Here is a 19,306-nt window from a genome sequence, read left to right as displayed (position 1 = left end):
CGAGCATGAAGGCCGTACAGTTCACCGAGCACGGCGATAGGAGCGTTCTGTCCTACGAAGAGCATCCAGATCCCGAGATATCGGCTGATGAGGTACTGCTCGACATCAAAGCAGCGGCACTGAATCACCTCGATATCCACACCCGTCGTGGACTGCCAGGCGTCGATCTTGCGATGCCTCACATTCCCGGCAGCGACGCGGCTGGTGTGGTCAGCGAGACCGGTTCGGCAGTGAGCCGTTTTTCGGACGGTGATCGCGTTGCCGTCTCGCCCGGACGATCGTGTGGAACGTGTGAGTACTGTCGCCATGGACAGCAATCGATGTGTGAGTCGTTTCATCTGATCGGAGAGCACGTGACTGGCGTTCACGCGGAGTTAGCTGCCATCCCGGCTGACAACCTCGTTCCCGTTCCTGAGACCGTCGAGTGGCCGACCGCCGGCTCGGCTGCACTGGTTTTCCAGACCGCGTGGCGGATGCTTCACACACAGGCCGATATCGCCGCTGGCGAGCACGTCCTCGTCCACGGTGCGAGCGGCGGAGTCGGACATGCGGCGGTCCAGATCGCGGCCCACGCTGGTGCTGTGGTGTACGCCACGGCGAGTAGCGATGAAAAACTCGATCATGCGCGTGACTGTGGTGCGGATCATCTCATCAACTACGAGGAAACCGAATTTACCGATGAGATCTATGCTCTGACCGACGGGCGAGGTGTCGACGTCGTCGTCGATCACGTCGGTCCTGCAACATGGGAAGACTCCTTGAAATCACTCGCTAAAGGGGGACGATTGGTTACGTGTGGGGCAACCACCGGACCGACCGCCGAAACGAACATCAACCGAATCTTCTGGAACCAGCTCCGTATTATCGGCTCCACGATGGCGACCCCGGGAGAGACCGACGACGCGTTGTCACTGGTTTGGGACGGTACGTTCGAACCCCACCGCCGGACGATACTCCCGATGAGCGATATCGCGCGCGCTCACGAACTCCTTGAGGAACGCGAGGGATTCGGCAAGGTCGTCGTCGTTCCTGACAGCGAGGTACAACGCGCCTCGGACAGCCAGACACAGTCTGGTGACAGTGCATATGACCGGTGAGAACGACGGTTACGTCCATGATCCCGAGTCGTTCCGAGACCAGACCGATCACGATGAACCCGACCGGACGACAAAGGCGTATCTCGATGGGCCGAAAGGAGACCGCTCCGACCAGGCGTTTGGACGGCGTGGCTGGTTTCTCCTCGGAATGCTTGCTGTCGCCTTCGTCGTCGCTCCTGCGACGATACTGTATCTCCCGTACGCAGAACCTGTTATCACCGCGCTAGGACTGTCTTTTCGGGATGCGTATCTCGTTTTGCCCCTCGTGCCAGCACTCGCACTCGGATCGGTCGCTGTCTGGACTGCTATCAGTGGTGTACGCTGACCCCTCTCTTCTGACTCACTGAGAAAAAACCGAGGCAGGACGTTTGTTCGAATGAGCTGCCTCGTGGAGAGCAAACACAGATCGCAGACTGCCCCTCTGTTGTACTAAGTATCGTATGCCGTCTCGTCTATTCAATCGTGGACAGTCTACTTTGGTGGTCCCACTCGAACCCTAAAAACGCATCGAAACATATCCATAAGTAATGAATTATTAACAATTATGAAGCGTGTTGTGATACGATTTCTGCTATCGGTATTGCTTGCTATCTGTTTGAGACAGCACATCAAAAAAATCGTTTGGTCGGTTCACCCTATACGATGTCGAAGAAATCCTTATCGTCGAAGCCGTCGTCGTCGCTACGGTCCTCGTAATCAACGACGACGTTACCGCCTTTATTATCGACATCGACATCATCATCGTCACTGATATCGTCTCCTGAGCAACCGTGCGCTGCAACTGGTGTCGCGCCGGCTCCCGCAATCATGCCCAACAGCATGAATGCGGCCAACGCAACGCGGATAGATCGTTTCATGGGTATATGGACTGGGATCCACTATGATCCCTCCAATGAGGGAATCGTGGACTGCTCGCCCAGCAGATATTCATTCGAGCACATCTGCAATAAATATTTCTTCGACTGATAGTAATGAAACAATCGATTCAATTTAACTTATCATGATACGTTACTACCTGATGTGAATATATTTTGTCATCTCATACTTGACTGCACGGCGTCGATAGTCCGATTTCCACTGTTATTGGTGTATCACTTATCCATAATGAAGTGCATTCGTAACATATCAACAATTACATTAAACGAGAACAATAGTGAATGGTATGGAAAACGTTTAATCTGGAGACGAGAGGACGTGATGCATGGCGAAGTTAGGTACTCAGGGACCGGCATCTCTGATCCTCATCAGGCTGTTAGTTGGTGGCGTTTTCATTACAGAAGGAATACAAAAACTGCTGTTCCCAGGGATACTTGGCACAACGCGTTTTGCCACGATGGGCTTTCCCGTCCCCCAAACCACAGCTACCGTTGTGGGAGTGATTGAGGTTATTGCGGGCGGTGCTGTACTCGTTGGGCTTGCAACGCGATTGGCTGCCGTGTTTCTGTTGTTGATCGCTTTCGGTGCGATTGTCACAACGAAGATTCCGATTCTCGTTGGTCACGGCATCTGGGTATTTCCGGTTCAAGACGCCGAACGCTACGGAGTTTGGGGATTCCTTCACGCGTGGCGCGGTGATATCGCAATGCTACTTGGATCACTTTATTTACTTATTGAAATCGATTGACGTGTGCGTCGGAATGTGAGAACATACACATAATTTACAAAAGGTCGAAATACCTCCCACCAGAACCAATGGATCGATATGCTCGAAGAGAATGCGTCCGCGAGTGGGACGAGTGAAGACGGAGGGGATGTCCCAACCCCGGTCGGTCTCATTGTCGGTGGCGTTCGAACGGTCGCTGCTCGGTCGGTGGACGACACCGTTCAAACGGAGGTGGCTTTGACGTGCTCGGCGACGTATCAGGACGTGCTGACGGGCAAGCGCCGAACTGTTTACGGCGACCGAGCGGCGACCGAGTACCCTGACCGAGCGCAGTTCATGCTCCAATCGGAGCTGACCGACGAGCGGGCCACTGTAACGCATTCGTTTCTTGATGCGTTTGCTCGGGCGAACGAGCTTCCGTCTAACAGCGTCGTGGTGTATGCGATCCCCTCGTTCGACAACCGAGCGACGATGCTCGACACCATCGTCGAAGAGAGCATCGGTGAGCGTCTTCTCTGTGGCTATCCGATGGCATTGTGCGGCTCGATTCCGGTGTTTGAAAGCGGATTGGATGCGCTCGATCGGATCTTTATTGCGATCAATGCAGGATCGACGAATCTTGAAGGATGCGTGTATCGTCGTGGAGAGCAGCTAGCACGATTTTCGACGGGATCGGTCAGGGGCTTTGAGGTCGATAAATGGATCATCAACAACGTCGAGGAAAGAACTCAAGGTCGGGTTCACATCGATCGGACCACGGCACGAGAATACAAAGAAGGACGCACCGATCACGACGATTTTCGACCGTTTACTGACAGTGCCACCAGCACCGGGAAACCGATCCACGAATCCACTGTCGAACACGGGGTGAGCGACGCAATCGATCGATACGTTGAGAAAGCCGTCGACGAAATCGCAAACGGGTTTCTCCCCCGCCTTGCCAGTCGTTCCATCAAAATCTACAAACGGACCTTGGAGAAGCCGATCGTCCTTACCGGTGATATGGCTGTCGTCCCTGGCTTGGGTAAAGCGTTCGAGGACCGACTCAGCACGGAACTCCAACGGAATATCGTGGTGATCGCTCCCGAAGAACCGACAACTGCCGCTGCACGTGGTGCCCACCGTATTGCGCGACGACTCGTCGAGACCAAAGAGTACTGATAGCTCCGACACTGGCCAGTCACCGGTGTTAGAGAATCACAGCATATAATACACTGCCCGAGAACCTGTTGAGTGGGTCGGTAACAAACGACCAGCGCAGACGTAGCTCTCACCGGCACGAAACGGAGGTAATCACGAGCGTCAACGAGATGGAACGAGGCTCCCTACACCTTACAGGATATCCAAGCCGAGGTCTAGGAAGTCGTTGTCTTCGCTATCGTCGATGATAACGTTGGAGGAATCATCGACATCGACGCCGTCGTTGTCGACGCCGTGGTTGTCATCGTCGTAGGTGACGTCTGTGCTCTCTGCCATAGCGGGTGTCGCGCCGGCCCCCGCGATCATGCCCAACAGCATGAACGCGGCCAACGCAACGTGGATAGCTCGTTTCATGGGTATCATCTGGGACGAATCCCACGTTGACGATTTTTTGCCGAACTGATCCACACCGGAAGTCGGCAAATCGATCGTGGAGTTTCCCAGTACAACCATATTCAAACACATATATTATAAACGTTACTACTCAGATGGACATAGAACATTACTATACAGCTCTTCTATCTCTCGTCAGGACTAATGTATTGACTCTCCTACATCCCACGGTTTTCTAGTTAATTATCTAACACCAAACTAATCAAAATTTCATTATCATCTCTCACAGAGCTACTATACAGGTATAAAAATTCATTGTCAGGAATCAGGTGATCGACCGATAACTGTTACTAGTGATCAAATCGCCACTAGATCCTAACGAATTCCTTTATACACATCCCCCCTAGGAACGGTCGCCGGACCATGGCAAATTAGCCCTGTGTTCCCTCGTTGGCGGCGTACCTCCGTCGTTTCGCCGGTCATCGATCGACAATGCCTGAATACTTTTCGAGTGGTTGCTCGTAATCCCCACGAGCGGCCGGTCGTTGTATTGTCGTTCAATACCGGACGAAAGATTTGAGAGATGGACCAGCCAGATACGGATATGGACGTCGATGAAAAGGACATCGATATTTTGAAAACCATCGCAGACACGGAAACCCGAAGCCCGGATCGCATCTCGGAGGTGACTGGAATCCCCCTTTCGACCGTGAACTACCGACTGAAACAGCTCCGGGAAGCGGAGGTCATACGCAACGATCATTACGACATCGATCTTGAGGCGCTTGGCTTTGAGATCACGTTTGTGATTCAGATCATTGCCGGTTATGAGGAAGATACCTACGAGCCACTCGGTGAGAAACTCGCCGACATCGACGGTATCACCCACGTTTACTTCACGGCGGGCGACACCGACTTCTTCGTGATCGCACAACTGTCTGATCCCGAAATGGTTGAGGACCTCATCACCACACTCGAACGTCTCGACGGAGTCGAACGAACGATCTCCACGTACACGATCAGCACGCTGCTCGACGGTCACGAGCCGCTACAACAGATCTCTCGGGAAACGATGCGTGATCGCCTTCTCGATTGATCTTATACATACAATCGATATAATCAGCATTTATCGTACCACAGTTCAACCAACAGCTATATCATACACTACTCTACAATATTTTCCATGAACGCGATCCGTTCACTACGTCGTATCGGCGAGGGCGTGTGCTCTCGCCACTATCGGAGTGATAGCCAATGAGACGACAGCTGGTCGGGGCATTTTTGCTTCTCGGTACGCTGTGGGGAAGTTCGTTTGTGGCGATCGATATCGGGCTGGGATATTTTCCACCGATCGAGTTCGCAGCACTGCGGTATCTCATCGCGGGCGTCGTCGTGCTCGGTTACGCCTGGTATTCGACACCACAGTGGTATCCCCGCTCCCACAGGGAGTGGTTAGTCGCCGGAATCGCTGGGAGCTTTCTCATCGGTGGCCACCACGCGTTTCTGTATCTCGGTCAACAACACGTCAGTGGTCCGATCGCAGCGGTGATCGTCAGCCTGGGTCCAGTGTTAACAGCGTTGTTCGCGGCTGGACTGCTTGACAATCAGGTGACGTCGATGGATTTCGTCGGATTTGCCCTCGGATTTCTGGGCGTGTTTTTCGTCGCCCAACCGGGCGTGCCCGAGGGTGTCGGGCAGTCGTTAGCTGTGCGATTTTTGGCCTTGGACCCGGGCGCGCTGTTGACAGGAGATGGGATCGGCGTTGCGACGGTGTTTCTCGGTGCCGTCTGCTTCGCGCTTGGAGCGGTGTTGACTCAACCTATCGAGACGTCGCTTCCGCCTCGGACGGTACAAGCGTGGGCGATGCTCATCGGCTCAGCGTTGCTGTTCGTCGCTGGTCTCGTTCGCGGCGAATCACTGGCAGCGATTCAGTGGACACCGATTGCTGGCATCTCCCTCGTGTACCTCGGAATCGTCACTGGTGCGGGGGCGTTTCTTCTGTATTTCGAACTGCTCGATCGGATCGGTCCGACACAGATCAATCTCATCGGGTACCTCGAACCGGTCTCGGCTACGGTTCTCTCATGGTTGTTGTTGGGTGATCTGATCGATCCGCTCACGGCGTGTGGTTTTTTCACGATTCTCGCCGGGTTCGTCTGCATCCAGCGGCGTTCGTTCGTTCCGATCATCGCATCCCGATTCGACGCCATCTCTTTCCGGTGAATTACCGGCCGGGACACCGATGGAGGCCAATCCTTTTCCGGCGGTACGGCCTATCGACACACCGATGGAGGCCGACGATTCGGTCGAGCCGCCGGTGTCGTTCCGCGAGCAGGCAAACCGTGTGAATCGGGACTTCCGATCCCAAACGGCCGATACGTCGTGGGATAGGGCAACCGACGTACTCGATTGGTACGAATCCTACGAGTCGGTTCGAGCAGGGGATGATCCCCCGTTCGATTGGTACACTGGCGGTCGGCTCAACGCCTGCTATGAGTGTCTCGATCGTCATCTCGACGCGCGGAAAAACCGGCTCGCCCTCCGGTGGGAAGGTGAGTTAGGAGAGACGCGGAGCTACACGTATCTAGATCTCTATCGGGAAGTAAATGCGATCGCCGGGGCACTCCGAGATCTCGGCGTCGAAACCGGTGATGTCGTCACTCTTTATATGCCAGTACTGCCCGAACTGGTCGCGTCGATGCTGGCGTGTGCCCGCCTCGGTGCGCCTCATAACGTCGTGTTTGCCGGGCTATCCGCAGACGCGCTTGCTGCCCGGATGGATCGGGCGGATTCGGCGTGTCTCATCACGTGTGATGGTTACTACCGTCGGGGTGATGCGATCAACCAGAAGCGTCGAGCGGACAACGCTCGGATGGCTCTCGATCACGAACTCCACGACACCGTGGTCGTCGAACGGCTCGGCGAGCCGTCGCTCGGTGAAAACCAACACAGCTACGATTCGTTGCTTACCGAGTACGCTGGAGCTACTGTCGAGCCTATCATCCGTCGGACGGACGACGTTCTGTTTCAGCTGTACACGTCAGGTACGACCGGCGAACCGAAACGCGTTACCCACACTACAGGCGGTTATCTCGCTCACGTCGCAGTGACTGCACAGGACGTACTCGATATCACTCCGGAAGACACCTACTGGTGCACCGCAGACATCGGCTGGATTACCGGCCATTCCTACGTCGTGTACGGTCCGCTCGCGCTCGGTACCACGACCGTCATGTACGAGGGCACCCCCGACCATCCCGATCCAGACCGCATCTGGTCGATCGTCGAACGCAACGCTGTCGACGTGTTGTACACGACACCGACGGCCATCCGATCGTTCATGAAGGGTGATGAGGCGTCTCCCGACGAGCACGATCTTTCGAGCCTCCGGCTGTTGGGCACCGTAGGAAAACCCATTGATCCCTCCACGTGGGAGTGGTATTACACTCACGTCGGCGATGAAGACTGTCCAGTCGTCGATACGTGGTGGCAGACCGAAACTGGTGGAATTCTGGTCTCGACGCTGCCGGGGATCGACGTGATGAAACCCGGTTCAGCGGGACCATCGTTACCCGGCGTCGAAGCTGCGGTCGTCGACAGTGATCGGCAGGAACTTCCACCGGGTGAGCGAGGGCTGCTCGCAATCCGGACACCGTGGCCTGGGATGGCCCGCGAACTCGCGGACGCATCGGAGTGGGGGCGTAGCGCTGCGGGCGAGGAGTGGATGTATCTACCGGGCGACGAAGCTGTGATGGATGAGGACGGTTACATCACCCTACTGGGCCGAGTCGACGACGGTCTCACTGTCGATGGCCAGCGGATCGGGACCACCGAGATCGAACGAGCGATCGTCTCAGTCGACGGCGTCGCTGAAGCGGCCGTCATCGGTATCGACCGTCCGCTGACGACCGCCGTTCACGCTTACGTCAGTCCGACACTCAGAACGGATATCGATCCGCTCCGTGATGCGGTGCGTGATGCCGTCGAGGACACATTTGGGCCGGAACTCACGTTCGACCAGATCGTGTTTACACCCGATCTTCCGAAAACCCGGTCGGGAAAGATCATGCGTCGAATGCTCGTTGCGATCGCCACCGGTCGGGAGTACGGCGACACTAGCGCGCTTCGGAATCCGGAGATCGTCGGCGAACTCGAACGCCACGACGATTCGGAAACGTAGCGAATTCCGAAACGGATTCGATCTTCTTCTCGGAGTGATTTTATTCTTTACAGTCGTTACTGCCCCTATTCCGGAATTACTATTTCGTTCTATTAGCTATATCCGAAACATGGCCGAGATAGTTCGGTTTCTCTGTGAGGGTGGATACGATCGTCTTCGTCGGGCGACGCGCACCCACCGGAGCGATCTCATCGTTCGGCTGTGTGGAGAGGTCGGACTTCGGCCTAGCGAGGTGGTGGAAGTACGACGGGACGACATCGTAACTGTCGATGGGACGCGATTTCTCGACATTGGAGATCGAGAAGCGGCTTTGCCAACAGCGGTTGCCCACGCCTTCGAGAAGTACGCTCGATCGAACGGTGCTGAAAGAACACTGTTTTCGGTTTCTGAACGACGGATACAGATGATCGTCAAAGAGTGTGGAAACAGGGCTTCGACTGCGACTGGCGATGATCGCTTTCGGGAGGTGTCGACCCGAGAACTGCGGGCTACTCACGCGATGGGGCTGCTTCGCGAGGGAATCGATCCACAGGTCGTCCTCGCCGTCACCGCGTACGATCGGCTGTCCGCGCTGGAACCGTACGTCGAACGCCCGGATCGTGAGCAGATCGCGGCGACGTTCGCCAACGAACACCAGCCGATGGAACAGCCCACACAGCTCCACCGAACCCTGTCGGTTGCGGCGGACGTTGGTGATGCGCTCGCGGCGGCCACTGCTCCTTCGGAGATCCACGACGCCGTATGCGCCAGACTGGCCGAAACGGAGGGGTATCGCTTCGCGTGGGCCGCCGAGACGACTGGTGACGGACTGGTCACACAGGCCCATGCTGGCGCCGAGCGCGAGATGATCGATCGATTGGTGTCCGATCATCCGGAACTCATGGCATCGGCGATCGAAGCGCAAGCGGTCAGAGTGAAGGACACGCCGACAGCCACCCTGATCGCGGTTCCACTCGTCGGTGGAGAAACCCCTCGCGGGCTGCTCGGTATCGGGACGGAGCCGGACGGATTCGGTGCCGGTGAACGCGATCTTCTCACAGTATTGGGTGCGCAGGTCGGCCACGCGCTGGCCGCAGTCGAGCGAAAGCGACGGCTGCTCGCCGATACCGTGACCGAACTGACGTTCGGCGTCGATTCGAAAGATGCTCCCCTTCCGGCCACCGCAGTGGCGCTTTCGTGTACGTTCGAGCTGAACGGAGTCGTTCCAGTCGAGGAAGGGATACTGTGTTACGTCGTCGCTCGCGACACCACCCCCGACGCGGTGTTCGACCGGACGGATACTACCGATGCGGTAGTAAACAGTCGGTTCGTTGGAGAGAACAACACTGAGTGTTTGCTCGAACTGACGCTTCGGCGTTCACCGATACGAACGTTCACGGCAACCGGCGGTCGCGTTCGGTCGTACACCGTCGATCCCAAGCGTGGACAACTGGTTGGGGAAGTTTCGACTGATACTGACGTCCGCGGCGTTGTCGAACGGCTCACCGACTCGTTTCCCGGCGTATATTTAAAAGCAAAACGACAGGGCGAACGAACGGTCACGACCGATACGGGGTTGGTGGAGACGCTTACCGACCGTCAGGCGGCGGTGCTCCGCTCGGCGTACTTCGGCGGGTACTTCGAATGGCCCCGTGATTCGACGGCTGAGGAACTGGCCGATTCGCTTGGCGTTTCCTCCCCGACGCTCCACCACCACCTCCGAATCGCACAGCAGAAGCTCCTTCGTGCCATCATCGAAGACGCGTGACTCGCCCCGGTGTCGAACCTAACTATCTAGGCGCTATCCAACCGGTTTCAGACGGTTCGTGTCCCTGTGGGAGAATAAACCCGTGAGACACACTGTGATAGTTGTTTTCGATCTGGTCCACCACACAGCCGAGTTGTGATAATTAGCGGGGTCGTTTATGGTCGATGGTTAATGACGTGGAGTCATCCATGGCGGATGATACTGGAGAATTGGAGGCACGACTGGCCGAACAAGACGAGTTCGCTCCTCCTGAGTCGTTCGTCGAGCAGGCGAACGTCTCAGATGAGTCGATCTACGAGCGGTTCGAGGAGAACTGGCCCGAATGTTGGAACGCAGCGGCCGAACTCATCGATTGGTCGAGCGACTACGAGACGACCCTCGATGATTCGAATCCACCGTTTTACGAATGGTTCACTGGGGGAGAACTCAACGCCTCCCAGAACTGTCTCGATCGGCATCTCGACGAGCGGGGTGAGGAGGTCGCCATCGAGTGGATCGGTGAACTGGGCGAGACGCGGCGCTACACCTACTCAGAACTTCACCGAGAGGTCAACGAAGTGGCTGCCACACTCAGGGAGCTCGGTGTCGAGGAAGACGACGTCGTCACGCTGTACATGCCGATGGTGCCGGAGCTACCGATCGCCATGCTGGCGTGTGCGCGCATCGGTGCGCCCCACTCGGTCGTCTTCGCGGGCTTTTCGGCCGAAGCACTGACGACCCGGATGAACAGCGCCGATTCGGAGTATCTCATCACGTGTGACGGCTACTACCGGCGTGGTGACGCGCTCGAACACAAGGAGAAAGCTGACGAAGGCGTGTCCGGCGTCGACCACGACGTAACGGGGATCGTCGTGGACCGTCTCGGTGAGGAGTACGACCACCCGATGAGAGAGCGCGACCACGATTACGACGAACTGGTCGCCGAACAAGCGGGAGCCACCGTAGCTCCCGTCGATCGGGACGCCGAAGACATGCTGTTTTTGATGTACACCTCCGGCACCACGGGCAAGCCAAAAGGCGTCAAACACACCACAGGGGGCTATCTCGCGTGGGTCGCGTGGACCGCCCAAGCCGTACTCGACATCAAACCCGAAGACACCTACTGGTGTTCGGCTGACATCGGCTGGATTACCGGCCACTCCTACATCGTGTACGGTCCGCTCGCGCTCGGCACCACGACCGTCATGTACGAGGGCACCCCCGACTACCCTGAGAAAGATCGGATATGGGAGATCGTCGAGGAGTACGACGTTACTCAACTGTACACCGCTCCCACCGCCATCCGGGCATTCATGAAATGGGGCACGGAGTATCCCGACGAGCACGATCTTTCGAGCCTCCGGCTGTTGGGTACCGTCGGTGAGCCGATCAATCCCCGCGCGTGGAAGTGGTACTACACTCACATCGGCGATGAAGACTGTCCGGTCGTCGATACGTGGTGGCAGACCGAAACTGGTGGGATGATGGTGACGACGCTGCCCGGCGTCGGAAACATGAAACCTGGTTCAGCAGGACCGCCATTGCCGGGTCTCGACGCACAACTCCTCGACAGCGAGGGTGATCCGGTCGACAATGGACGGGCTGGCTATCTCACCATCCAGAAGCCGTGGCCCGGCATGCTCCGGACGCTGTACCAAAACGACGAGCGATTCGTCGAAGAGTACTGGTCTGAGTACTCTGACACCGATTCGGACGATCCCGACGACTGGGTGTACTTCCCGGAGGACGGCGCGAAAGTCGACGACGATGGTTACATCACCGTTCTCGGACGGGTCGACGACGTGATCAACGTCTCGGGCCACCGGCTCGGAACGATGGAAATCGAAAGCGCGATCGTCGGCGTCGAGGGCATCGCGGAAGCCGCCGTCGTCGGTGGCTCCCACGAGCTGAAAGGTGAATCCGTATACGCCTACGTTATCACCGAAGATGAGTATGAGGAAAGCGATGACCTCCACGACGCGATCGTTGCGAGCGTCGAGGAGGCGATTGGTCCCATCGCCCGCCCTGAGGAGGTCGTGTTCACGCCCGAACTCCCGAAAACCCGGTCAGGGAAGATCATGCGTCGACTGCTCGAAGATATCGCTAACGACGACGAGCTGGGCACCACAAGCACGCTGCGAAACCCGAATGTCGTCAGCGATATCCAACAGAAGGTCACCGACAACTAACCCTCGAATATTATTTCGATTACAAAAACCACGAAAAACGATTCACATCACAGCACCCATGACAGATAACACCAATCACGACACTGAGTTGACCGAGAGTACGGCCGTTGAGACGGACGGCGGCGTTGTGACGGAAACGTACCTCGATAAGGAAATAAACATCTTCAAACCGGCGACCCCGTTCATGCGGGATCACCTGCGGGTGATCGGGATTTCGTTCATCGCGTGGGTCATCGTCGTCTTTGGGCCGACGACGGCGACGCTGCTCGCCCCCGACACGATGACGGGAATCACGGTTTTCGGCGGATTCCCGTTACACTTCTTTCTGACGGCGGTCTTCACACCGCTTGCGGCGCTGTTACTGTCGGTCGCCTACGCGATGCAGCGGGACCGACTCGACAGCAAGTACGGCATCTCTCACGACACTGAGGAGGCACAAGCCAATGGCGTTGCCGCTGACGGGGGTGAGGGCGAATGATGGAGGCCATTGCGACGATCGACCCAGTTATTTTGCAGGGAACCGCGTTAGACGTCGGTGAGTTCAAACTGCTCCCGGCACTGACGGTTATTTCCATGCTGGGGCTGTTCCTCGGCGTCGGGTACCTTTTCCGTGTCGCCGCAGTCGACGAACTGTGGGTCGCAGGTCGGTCGATCGGTTCGATCGAGAACGGGATGGCGATCGGCGCTAACTGGATGAGTGCCGCGTCGTATCTCGGTGTCGCTGGCCTGATCGCGACTGCTGGCTACTTCGGACTTGCGTACGTCGTCGGCTGGACCACGGGATATTTCATTTTGCTGATCTTCATGGCCGCGCAGTTCCGCCGCTTCGGGAAGTACACCGCCCCCGACTTCGTCGGTGACCGGTTTTACTCCGACTGGGCGCGCGGTATCGCGGCGTTCACCACGCTCGCGATCGCGTTCGTCTACGCGGTCGGTCAGGCCAGCGGTATGGGTCTGATGGGCCAGTACATCTTCGGCGTCTCCTATGAGGTTGGCGTCATCCTGCTGATGGCAGTCACCATCGGCTACGTCGCCCTTTCCGGGATGCTTGGCACGACCAAGAACATGGCGATTCAGTACATCATCCTCATCCTCGCGTTTACGATCGGTCTTTATGCGACCGGTTGGGCCGAGGGGTGGTCGATCGCCGTGCCGTATCTGGAGGCGGGTCCGCAAGTCGCCGAGGCCGCCAGCATTGAGGCGCAGTTCGTCGAACCGTTCGCGAACGCGGGCTACTTCGCATGGACCGCACTGGCCTTCAGCCTGATCGTCGGGACCTGTGGTCTCCCGCACGTGCTCGTGCGCTTCTACACGGTCGACAATGAACGAACCGCTCGCTGGTCGACCGTCTGGGGACTGTTCTCTATTTGCCTCCTCTACTGGGGGACGGCAACCTACGCTGCCTTCGGTGGCCTCCTCTACAACCGTGAGGTCAGCGACGGTACGGGCTTCATGGGGATGGCCGGATCGGAGTCCGACGCGATCGTTCTACTGACGGCTCAGCTTGCGGGTCTTCCGGAATGGCTTGTTGGCCTCGTTGCTGCAGGCGCGGTTTCGGCCGCACTCGCGACGACAGCGGGACTGTTCGTCACCGCCTCGTCGGCAGCCGCCCACGACATTTACACGAATCTCTATAAGGACAACGCGACACAGCGCGAGCAGATGATCGTCGGCCGGGGAACGATCATCGGGATCGGCATCCTCGTGACCGTCGTTGGCCTCAATCCTCCCGCACTGATCGGTGAACTCGTTGCGATGGCGTTCGCGATCGCCGGTTGCATCTTCTTCCCGGTGTTCTTCCTCGGGCTCTGGTGGGAGAACACGACGAGAGAAGGTGCCCTCGCCGGGATGATTGCGGGAATCATCATCTCGTTCGGTGCGATCATAAACGATACCGTGATTCCGATGTACACTGGTGTCGAAGATGCCCTTCTTCCGGGACTTGCGACCTGGCTTCCCGGAACTTCCTCAGCGCTCGTCGGTGTCCCGATCGTCTTCGCCGTGATTATCGCCGTCTCGATGGTGACTGACAATCCGCCCGAGGACATCAAGCGTCTCGTCCGCCAGTGTCACAGTCCAGAACCGATGAGTCAGATGGAAACCGCCGAAGATGTCGCTACCGATGGCGGGACTACGGAGGGTCGATGACGGTGTACGACACGATACTCGTTCCGACCGACGGTAGCGCCGTCGCAGAGGGTGCTGTCAATCACGCGCTCAATCTCGCTGAAATGTACGATGCGGACGTCCACGCGCTGTATGTCATCGACACCAGCGCGATGGACATCAGCCTCGGCACCGAGCAGGTCGATCGAATTAGGCAGGGTCAGTACGACGAGATGTCCGAGATTCAGGACCGAGCTAACCAGGCGACCGGTGCGGTCGCCGAGCAAGCCGTCCAGTATGGGCTCGAGGTAACGGAAGCGGTCGCTGCCGGGCAGCCCCACGATCGAATCGACGGGTACGCCGAGGATCACGGCGTCGATCTCATCGTGATGGGATCGGCTGGCCGCGGCGGTGTCAAACGTGTCCTGCTGGGTAGCGTCGCCGAGCGGACTCTTCGGACGACGACCGTTCCCGTCCTCGTGGTTGACGTTCATGAAGGTGAAGACTAGCGCTGGTTGAGCAGCGAGCTTTTCGGCGTCGACGAGACGGTTCTCGACCTTCGGTCGATGACGAGATACAGACACACAGGGTCGTGAAACGTCCTACATACCGGGAGCGATCGGTACCGAGCCACTGGTCCTCACCGCTGGCTTTTCGCGAGTTCGAGGTTCCAGAACAGTCCGAAGTACGCGATGATACCCGCAAGCATGAACATGTAGTAGGCCCAAACAGGTCCTTCGAGGACCCGAAAGAGGAGATCGACCATCGTCACCCACACGATCGCGAAGACGAGGTCGACGAGCAGCCCCCACCGCTCCTCGCGGGCTTGCTGGAGCCACTCACGGAGGCTCGTCATCGGCTACTCACCCGGTTCGAGTCGCTCCGACTGGTAGTCATACGTGAGTCTTTCTCAGGGAGTTGAAAAAGCCTATCGACAGTTGAGAACGGCCGTTGTCGTCACTCGTTCCAGTACTCGGTCTCGGCGTTGCTGTCGTAGTAGCCCTCGAACGATCGTTCCTCACGCCTGCCGGGCGGTGAGCCGACGTAGACGCCGAATTTCTCCATCTCGGGGTAGATCGTGATATCAGGCTCGTTCATCGTCGAAAGCAGCAGGTATCGGAGCGGTTCGTCGCTGTCGTTGATGATTCGATGACCGCCGCGTTCGTCCGCCGGAAACGCGACGAAGTCTCCCGCAGCGAGCGGCTTCTCGCCGTCGGACGCGACGAGCAGACCTTCACCCGCCAGCACGTACAGCGCCTCTTCGTTCGCCGTGTGGTAGTGGTACGGCCACGAGCGCATTCCTGATGGGAGTTCATAGAGGCTACAGCCGAGTTCGCCGCCATCGGTGTGACTTGAGAGCTGTTTGCGCCGAAACGCTACGTCATCAGGGTCAGGATCGTACTCAGTCCACTCGATGTCGGACTCGTTGATTTTCTCCATCTCCTGTTACCGACACCAGTCACCTGTATAAGGGTTCTCAAGGCTCGGAGGGAGACGATCCGAATGCGAACCGACCGCCGGGGAGACGTTCGGTATCGTTTGCTTTGAGAGCGTGACGACTGAGCCGTACTCGTTTGGATCGAACTACGTCGAAGCTTTCTGTGGTGCCACCGGCTCGATGGTAAGCGTGAGCGCAACCGGCGTATCGTTGTCGACGTTCGTGATCTCCCATTCTTTCCGGTATCCGTCTTCGACGGTTCCGATCGTCTCCGCACGAACCTCCTCCCGGATGAGTTCCGATCGTTCGGTGATGTGTTGGGCGATTCGCTCGTCGTCGACCGTGATATCGAGTTGGATGCGCTGGCTGTTGTCGAGTTCCAAATCGCTGCGCATCTCGTTGACCCGTCGGGTGACTTCGCGCGCGTACCCCTCGTTTCTGATCTCCGGTGTCAACGACGTATCGACGTAGACGACACCGCTTTGCTCGCCGTTGGTATCGAACGCCGTTCCGGTCACATCGGCGGGTGTTTTGGTGACGATTTCGACCATCTCTTCGGTCAGCGAAACCGGCTCGTAGGTTTCTGACACGGCCGTTTCGAGCGCCTCGACGGTCGGTTCTGTGACGCTTGCATCGTTGAGCGCGTTCATGATCTGCCCTGCGTCGTCGCCAAACGTGGGTCCGAGAACACTCATATCCGCCTCAGCGGCGTATCGAAGCTCTCCCCACTGTTCGCCCGGTTCGACGAGTTGGATCTCCTGAGCGTTGAGTCTGTTTTTGATGAGATCACGCCGGCGGTCGACGGCTGTGACAGTCGTTTCGGTCTCGGCGGCAACGACGATCCGCTCGACCGGCCAGCGCAGGCTCCGCTCTGCTTTCTGTCTGGCGTTCGATCCGGCTTCCTCGACCGCTCGGACGATCTCGATATCGGCTTCGAGGGTTCGATCGCGCCACTGGTCTGCTGGTTCGGGCCAGTCGCACATGTGGACGGTGTCGTACTCGGTGTCGCCCGTGAGATGCTGGTATAACGTGTCTGCGACGAAGGGCGCAAACGGGGCGAGAAGTGCGACCGTCTCTTCGAGAACGGTGTACAGAGTGGCGTACGCCGCCGTCTTCGAGGGAGAGTCCGCTTCGGGCCACACCCGATCACGAATCTCTTGTACGTAAAACCGAGAAACGTCCTCGACGACGAACTCGATCAGTCGGTTGAACGCCTTGTCTTGCTCGAACGCCTCGAAATGCTCCGCCATCTCCGCTTCGACGGTCTGTAGCCGCGACAGTACCCATTCGTCGACGACCTCCGTTTGTGCGTCCGCGACCGAGACCTGTTCGGGATCGAAGCCGTCGGGGCGCATGTACTGCAACGAGAACCGGAACACGTTCCAGAGGATGTTGAGTCGGCGTTTCATCTCGGCCACCTCATCCCACGAGAACTTCATGTCTTCGGCTCTGGCGGTGAACGACAGCAAGAACGCCCGCATGGGATCAGTGCCGTACTCATCGATCACCTCGTGTGGATCGATGAGGATGTCCTTGGATTTGGACATCGCCCGGCCGTCGGGCATCAGCGCCCAGCCGTGCATCAGCACCTGCTCGTAGGGCACCTCGCCGAGTGCGGCGGTGCCCATCCCCAACTGGGACCAGAACCAGCCCCGCGTCTGGTCGTGAGCTTCGATGATGAGATCCGCCGGCCACAGCTCCTCGAACGCCGCCTCGTTGTGGGGATAGTCGAGTGTGCCCCACGTGGCGACTGCTGAATCTATCCACACGTCGAACACGTCGCTGATGCGGGTGTACGTGCGTCCGTCCTCAGTGATGGTCAGCTCGTCAACGGTGTCTTTGTGAAGATCGACTGTTTCAGGATCGATCGCTTGGTCCACCCGATCGGCCAGTTCCTCGCGCGTGCCAACGACGATCACCTCGTCCATCTTCCCCGACCACTCCTCGGGCGTCCAGATCGGGATCGGAACGCCCCAGTACCGCTGTCGGGAGACGTTCCAGTCCGGTGACGCCTGCACGAAGTCTTTGAATCGGTTGTCGCGGGCTGACTGTGGATACCATTCGCTGTCTTCGATGTTCTCTAACAGCTCGTCTTTGATCTCCGAGACGGTGATGAACCACTGATCGGTGACGATCTGGATGATGCCCGTATCACACCGCCAGCAGTGGCCGTAATCGTGAGAGACGGTGCCTTCAGCGAGCAACAACCCCTTACGGTCGAGATCCGCCATGATCTCCGTGTCGGCGTCTTTGACGAACTGCCCGGCGTACGCCCCAGCGCGTTCGGTGAACACACCGTCTGGACCGACCGGACAGACGACCGGCAGCCCGAGTTCCTGTCCTCGTTCGAAGTCTTCCTCACCGTGCCCGGGGGCGCTGTGAACGAGACCGGTGCGATCGATCTCGACGTAGTCGCCGGTGTACACCTGAAGCGCGTCCTCCCCCTCGGGATGGTCAGGAACTTCCTCGTCAAGGGGATGTTCGTACGTCCACCCCACCAGCTCCTCGCCGTCGAACGACTCGATGACTTCGTACCCATCGTATCCACCCCGGTCGAGAACCGCCTCGACACAGGACGCTTCGAGATACAGCGTCTCCGTCCCTCCGTCAGTTTCGGCCCGAACAGCCTGGTAGGTTGCATCGCCATCGATGGCGACGAACGTGTTCGCCGGAATCGTCCACGGGGTAGTCGTCCAGATTACGAGCGATCCCTCCCGCTCCGTCAGCGGAAACTTCACGTAAATGGATGGATCGTCTACGACCTCGTATTCCACTTCGTTGTTGGCGATGGCGGTCTCACACCGGGGACACTGGCTGATCGATCGTTGTCCCTGTTCGACTAATTCCCGTTCGTGGGCCTGCTTGAACCCCCACCATGTGGACTCCATATACTCCGACGAGACCGTCTTGTAGGGGTTCTCCCAGTCCATCCACACACCGAACGACTGGAAGTCCTCCTGAAGACCATCTAACTGCTCATCGGCGAACGATTTACACTCCTCGATGAACCGCTGTTCTCCGAACGCCTCGATGTCTTTCTTGTTCTCGAAGCCGAGACGCTCTTCGACGCGGGTCTCGATCGGCAGCCCGTGCATGTCGTAGCCCGGTCGGTCCGTCACGTCGTAGCCCGACATCCGGAGGTACCGAATATAACAGTCTTTCAGTGTTTTATTCCACGTGGTTCCCATGTGGGCCGACCCTGACGTGTACGGCGGTCCATCCACGAAGAAGTACGGCTGTTCCCCATCCCTGTGTGCTTTCGTCTGCTCGTAGGCGTCGACCGCATCCCAGTATTCGGCGGTCTCACGCTCGACCGCGTGGGGATCGTAACGGTCGTCTATCTCCTCGAACCGGCTCATAGGGAAGCTATCCACTGCAATCATTAAAGGAAGATCGGTCTGGCAGCTTCGGCTGTCGCGTCGTTTCGATCGAGA

General features: G+C 57.8%; 17 protein-coding genes. 12 read left to right on the top strand and 5 right to left on the bottom strand.

Annotated features, from left to right (window positions below):
• The first annotated feature begins 5 nt into the window (after positions 1-5).
• The gene (locus MW046_RS02865; RefSeq protein WP_247994062.1) at positions 6-1,097 is read left to right on the top strand and encodes a zinc-binding dehydrogenase; all 1,092 of its coding nucleotides are present in this window, start codon (positions 6-8) and stop codon (positions 1,095-1,097) included.
• The gene (locus MW046_RS02860) at positions 1,087-1,422 is read left to right on the top strand and encodes a DUF7977 family protein (RefSeq protein WP_247994061.1); all 336 of its coding nucleotides are present in this window, start codon (positions 1,087-1,089) and stop codon (positions 1,420-1,422) included. The genes MW046_RS02865 and MW046_RS02860 overlap by 11 nt, the downstream gene beginning before the upstream one ends.
• Positions 1,423-1,732: 310 nt before the next feature.
• Here MW046_RS02860 and MW046_RS02855 read toward each other — a convergent pair whose 3' ends face one another.
• Positions 1,733-1,954 (bottom strand): hypothetical protein, encoded by a 222-nt coding sequence (locus MW046_RS02855; protein WP_247994060.1) that lies wholly within the window; start codon positions 1,952-1,954, stop codon positions 1,733-1,735.
• A 344-nt stretch (positions 1,955-2,298) separates the two neighbouring features.
• Here MW046_RS02855 and MW046_RS02850 point away from each other — a divergent pair, with 344 nt between their 5' ends.
• Positions 2,299-2,721: a DoxX family protein gene (locus tag MW046_RS02850; RefSeq protein WP_247994059.1), complete on the top strand. Its 423-nt coding sequence runs from the start codon at positions 2,299-2,301 to the stop codon at positions 2,719-2,721.
• Positions 2,722-2,799: 78 nt separating this feature from the next.
• Positions 2,800-3,861, top strand: a complete 1,062-nt coding sequence (locus MW046_RS02845) for an actin-like salactin (RefSeq protein WP_247994058.1) — start codon at positions 2,800-2,802, stop codon at positions 3,859-3,861.
• 171 nt (positions 3,862-4,032) lie between these two features.
• Here MW046_RS02845 and MW046_RS02840 read toward each other — a convergent pair whose 3' ends face one another.
• Positions 4,033-4,254, bottom strand: a complete 222-nt coding sequence (locus tag MW046_RS02840; RefSeq protein ID WP_247994057.1) for a hypothetical protein — start codon at positions 4,252-4,254, stop codon at positions 4,033-4,035.
• A 562-nt stretch (positions 4,255-4,816) separates the two neighbouring features.
• Here MW046_RS02840 and MW046_RS02835 point away from each other — a divergent pair.
• The 8 genes from MW046_RS02835 to MW046_RS02800 all read left to right on the top strand — a co-directional run bounded on the left by MW046_RS02835 (position 4,817) and on the right by MW046_RS02800 (position 14,943).
• Positions 4,817-5,329 carry an Lrp/AsnC family transcriptional regulator gene (locus MW046_RS02835; RefSeq protein WP_247994056.1) on the top strand — a complete coding sequence of 171 codons (513 nt, stop codon included), beginning with the start codon at positions 4,817-4,819 and terminating at the stop codon, positions 5,327-5,329.
• Positions 5,330-5,487: 158 nt separating this feature from the next.
• Positions 5,488-6,456 carry a DMT family transporter gene (locus MW046_RS02830; RefSeq protein WP_247994055.1) on the top strand — a complete coding sequence of 323 codons (969 nt, stop codon included), beginning with the start codon at positions 5,488-5,490 and terminating at the stop codon, positions 6,454-6,456.
• A gap of 64 nt (positions 6,457-6,520) precedes the next feature.
• Positions 6,521-8,413, top strand: a complete 1,893-nt coding sequence (locus tag MW046_RS02825) for an acetate--CoA ligase (protein ID WP_368411414.1) — start codon at positions 6,521-6,523, stop codon at positions 8,411-8,413.
• A 109-nt stretch (positions 8,414-8,522) separates the two neighbouring features.
• Positions 8,523-10,160 (top strand): bacterio-opsin activator domain-containing protein, encoded by a 1,638-nt coding sequence (locus MW046_RS02820; RefSeq protein ID WP_247994053.1) that lies wholly within the window; start codon positions 8,523-8,525, stop codon positions 10,158-10,160.
• Between the two features lie 188 nt (positions 10,161-10,348).
• On the top strand, positions 10,349-12,328 hold the full coding sequence (acs, locus tag MW046_RS02815; protein ID WP_247994052.1) for an acetate--CoA ligase: 1,980 nt from the start codon (positions 10,349-10,351) through the stop codon (positions 12,326-12,328).
• A gap of 58 nt (positions 12,329-12,386) precedes the next feature.
• The gene (locus MW046_RS02810) at positions 12,387-12,806 is read left to right on the top strand and encodes a DUF4212 domain-containing protein (RefSeq protein WP_247994051.1); all 420 of its coding nucleotides are present in this window, start codon (positions 12,387-12,389) and stop codon (positions 12,804-12,806) included.
• Positions 12,803-14,476, top strand: a complete 1,674-nt coding sequence (locus MW046_RS02805) for a solute symporter family protein (protein WP_247994050.1) — start codon at positions 12,803-12,805, stop codon at positions 14,474-14,476. The genes MW046_RS02810 and MW046_RS02805 overlap by 4 nt, the downstream gene beginning before the upstream one ends.
• Positions 14,477-14,478: 2 nt before the next feature.
• The gene (locus MW046_RS02800) at positions 14,479-14,943 is read left to right on the top strand and encodes a universal stress protein (RefSeq protein WP_247994799.1); all 465 of its coding nucleotides are present in this window, start codon (positions 14,479-14,481) and stop codon (positions 14,941-14,943) included.
• Between the two features lie 131 nt (positions 14,944-15,074).
• Here MW046_RS02800 and MW046_RS02795 read toward each other — a convergent pair whose 3' ends face one another.
• The 3 genes from MW046_RS02795 to ileS all read right to left on the bottom strand — a co-directional run bounded on the left by MW046_RS02795 (position 15,075) and on the right by ileS (position 19,231).
• Positions 15,075-15,290, bottom strand: coding sequence for a DUF8119 family protein (locus MW046_RS02795; protein WP_247994049.1), 216 nt, complete (start codon positions 15,288-15,290; stop codon positions 15,075-15,077).
• Between the two features lie 101 nt (positions 15,291-15,391).
• Positions 15,392-15,874, bottom strand: coding sequence for a cupin domain-containing protein (locus tag MW046_RS02790; protein ID WP_247994048.1), 483 nt, complete (start codon positions 15,872-15,874; stop codon positions 15,392-15,394).
• Between the two features lie 144 nt (positions 15,875-16,018).
• Positions 16,019-19,231 carry an isoleucine--tRNA ligase gene (gene ileS, locus MW046_RS02785; RefSeq protein ID WP_247994047.1) on the bottom strand — a complete coding sequence of 1,071 codons (3,213 nt, stop codon included), beginning with the start codon at positions 19,229-19,231 and terminating at the stop codon, positions 16,019-16,021.
• Positions 19,232-19,306 lie beyond the last annotated feature (75 nt).

Origin of the sequence: Halocatena salina (genome assembly GCF_023115355.1) — an archaeon.
GTDB lineage: Archaea > Halobacteriota > Halobacteria > Halobacteriales > Haloarculaceae > Halocatena > Halocatena salina.
Note: the sequence above shows the minus strand (reverse complement) of the source record. Positions and strands in the feature narration are given on the sequence as shown.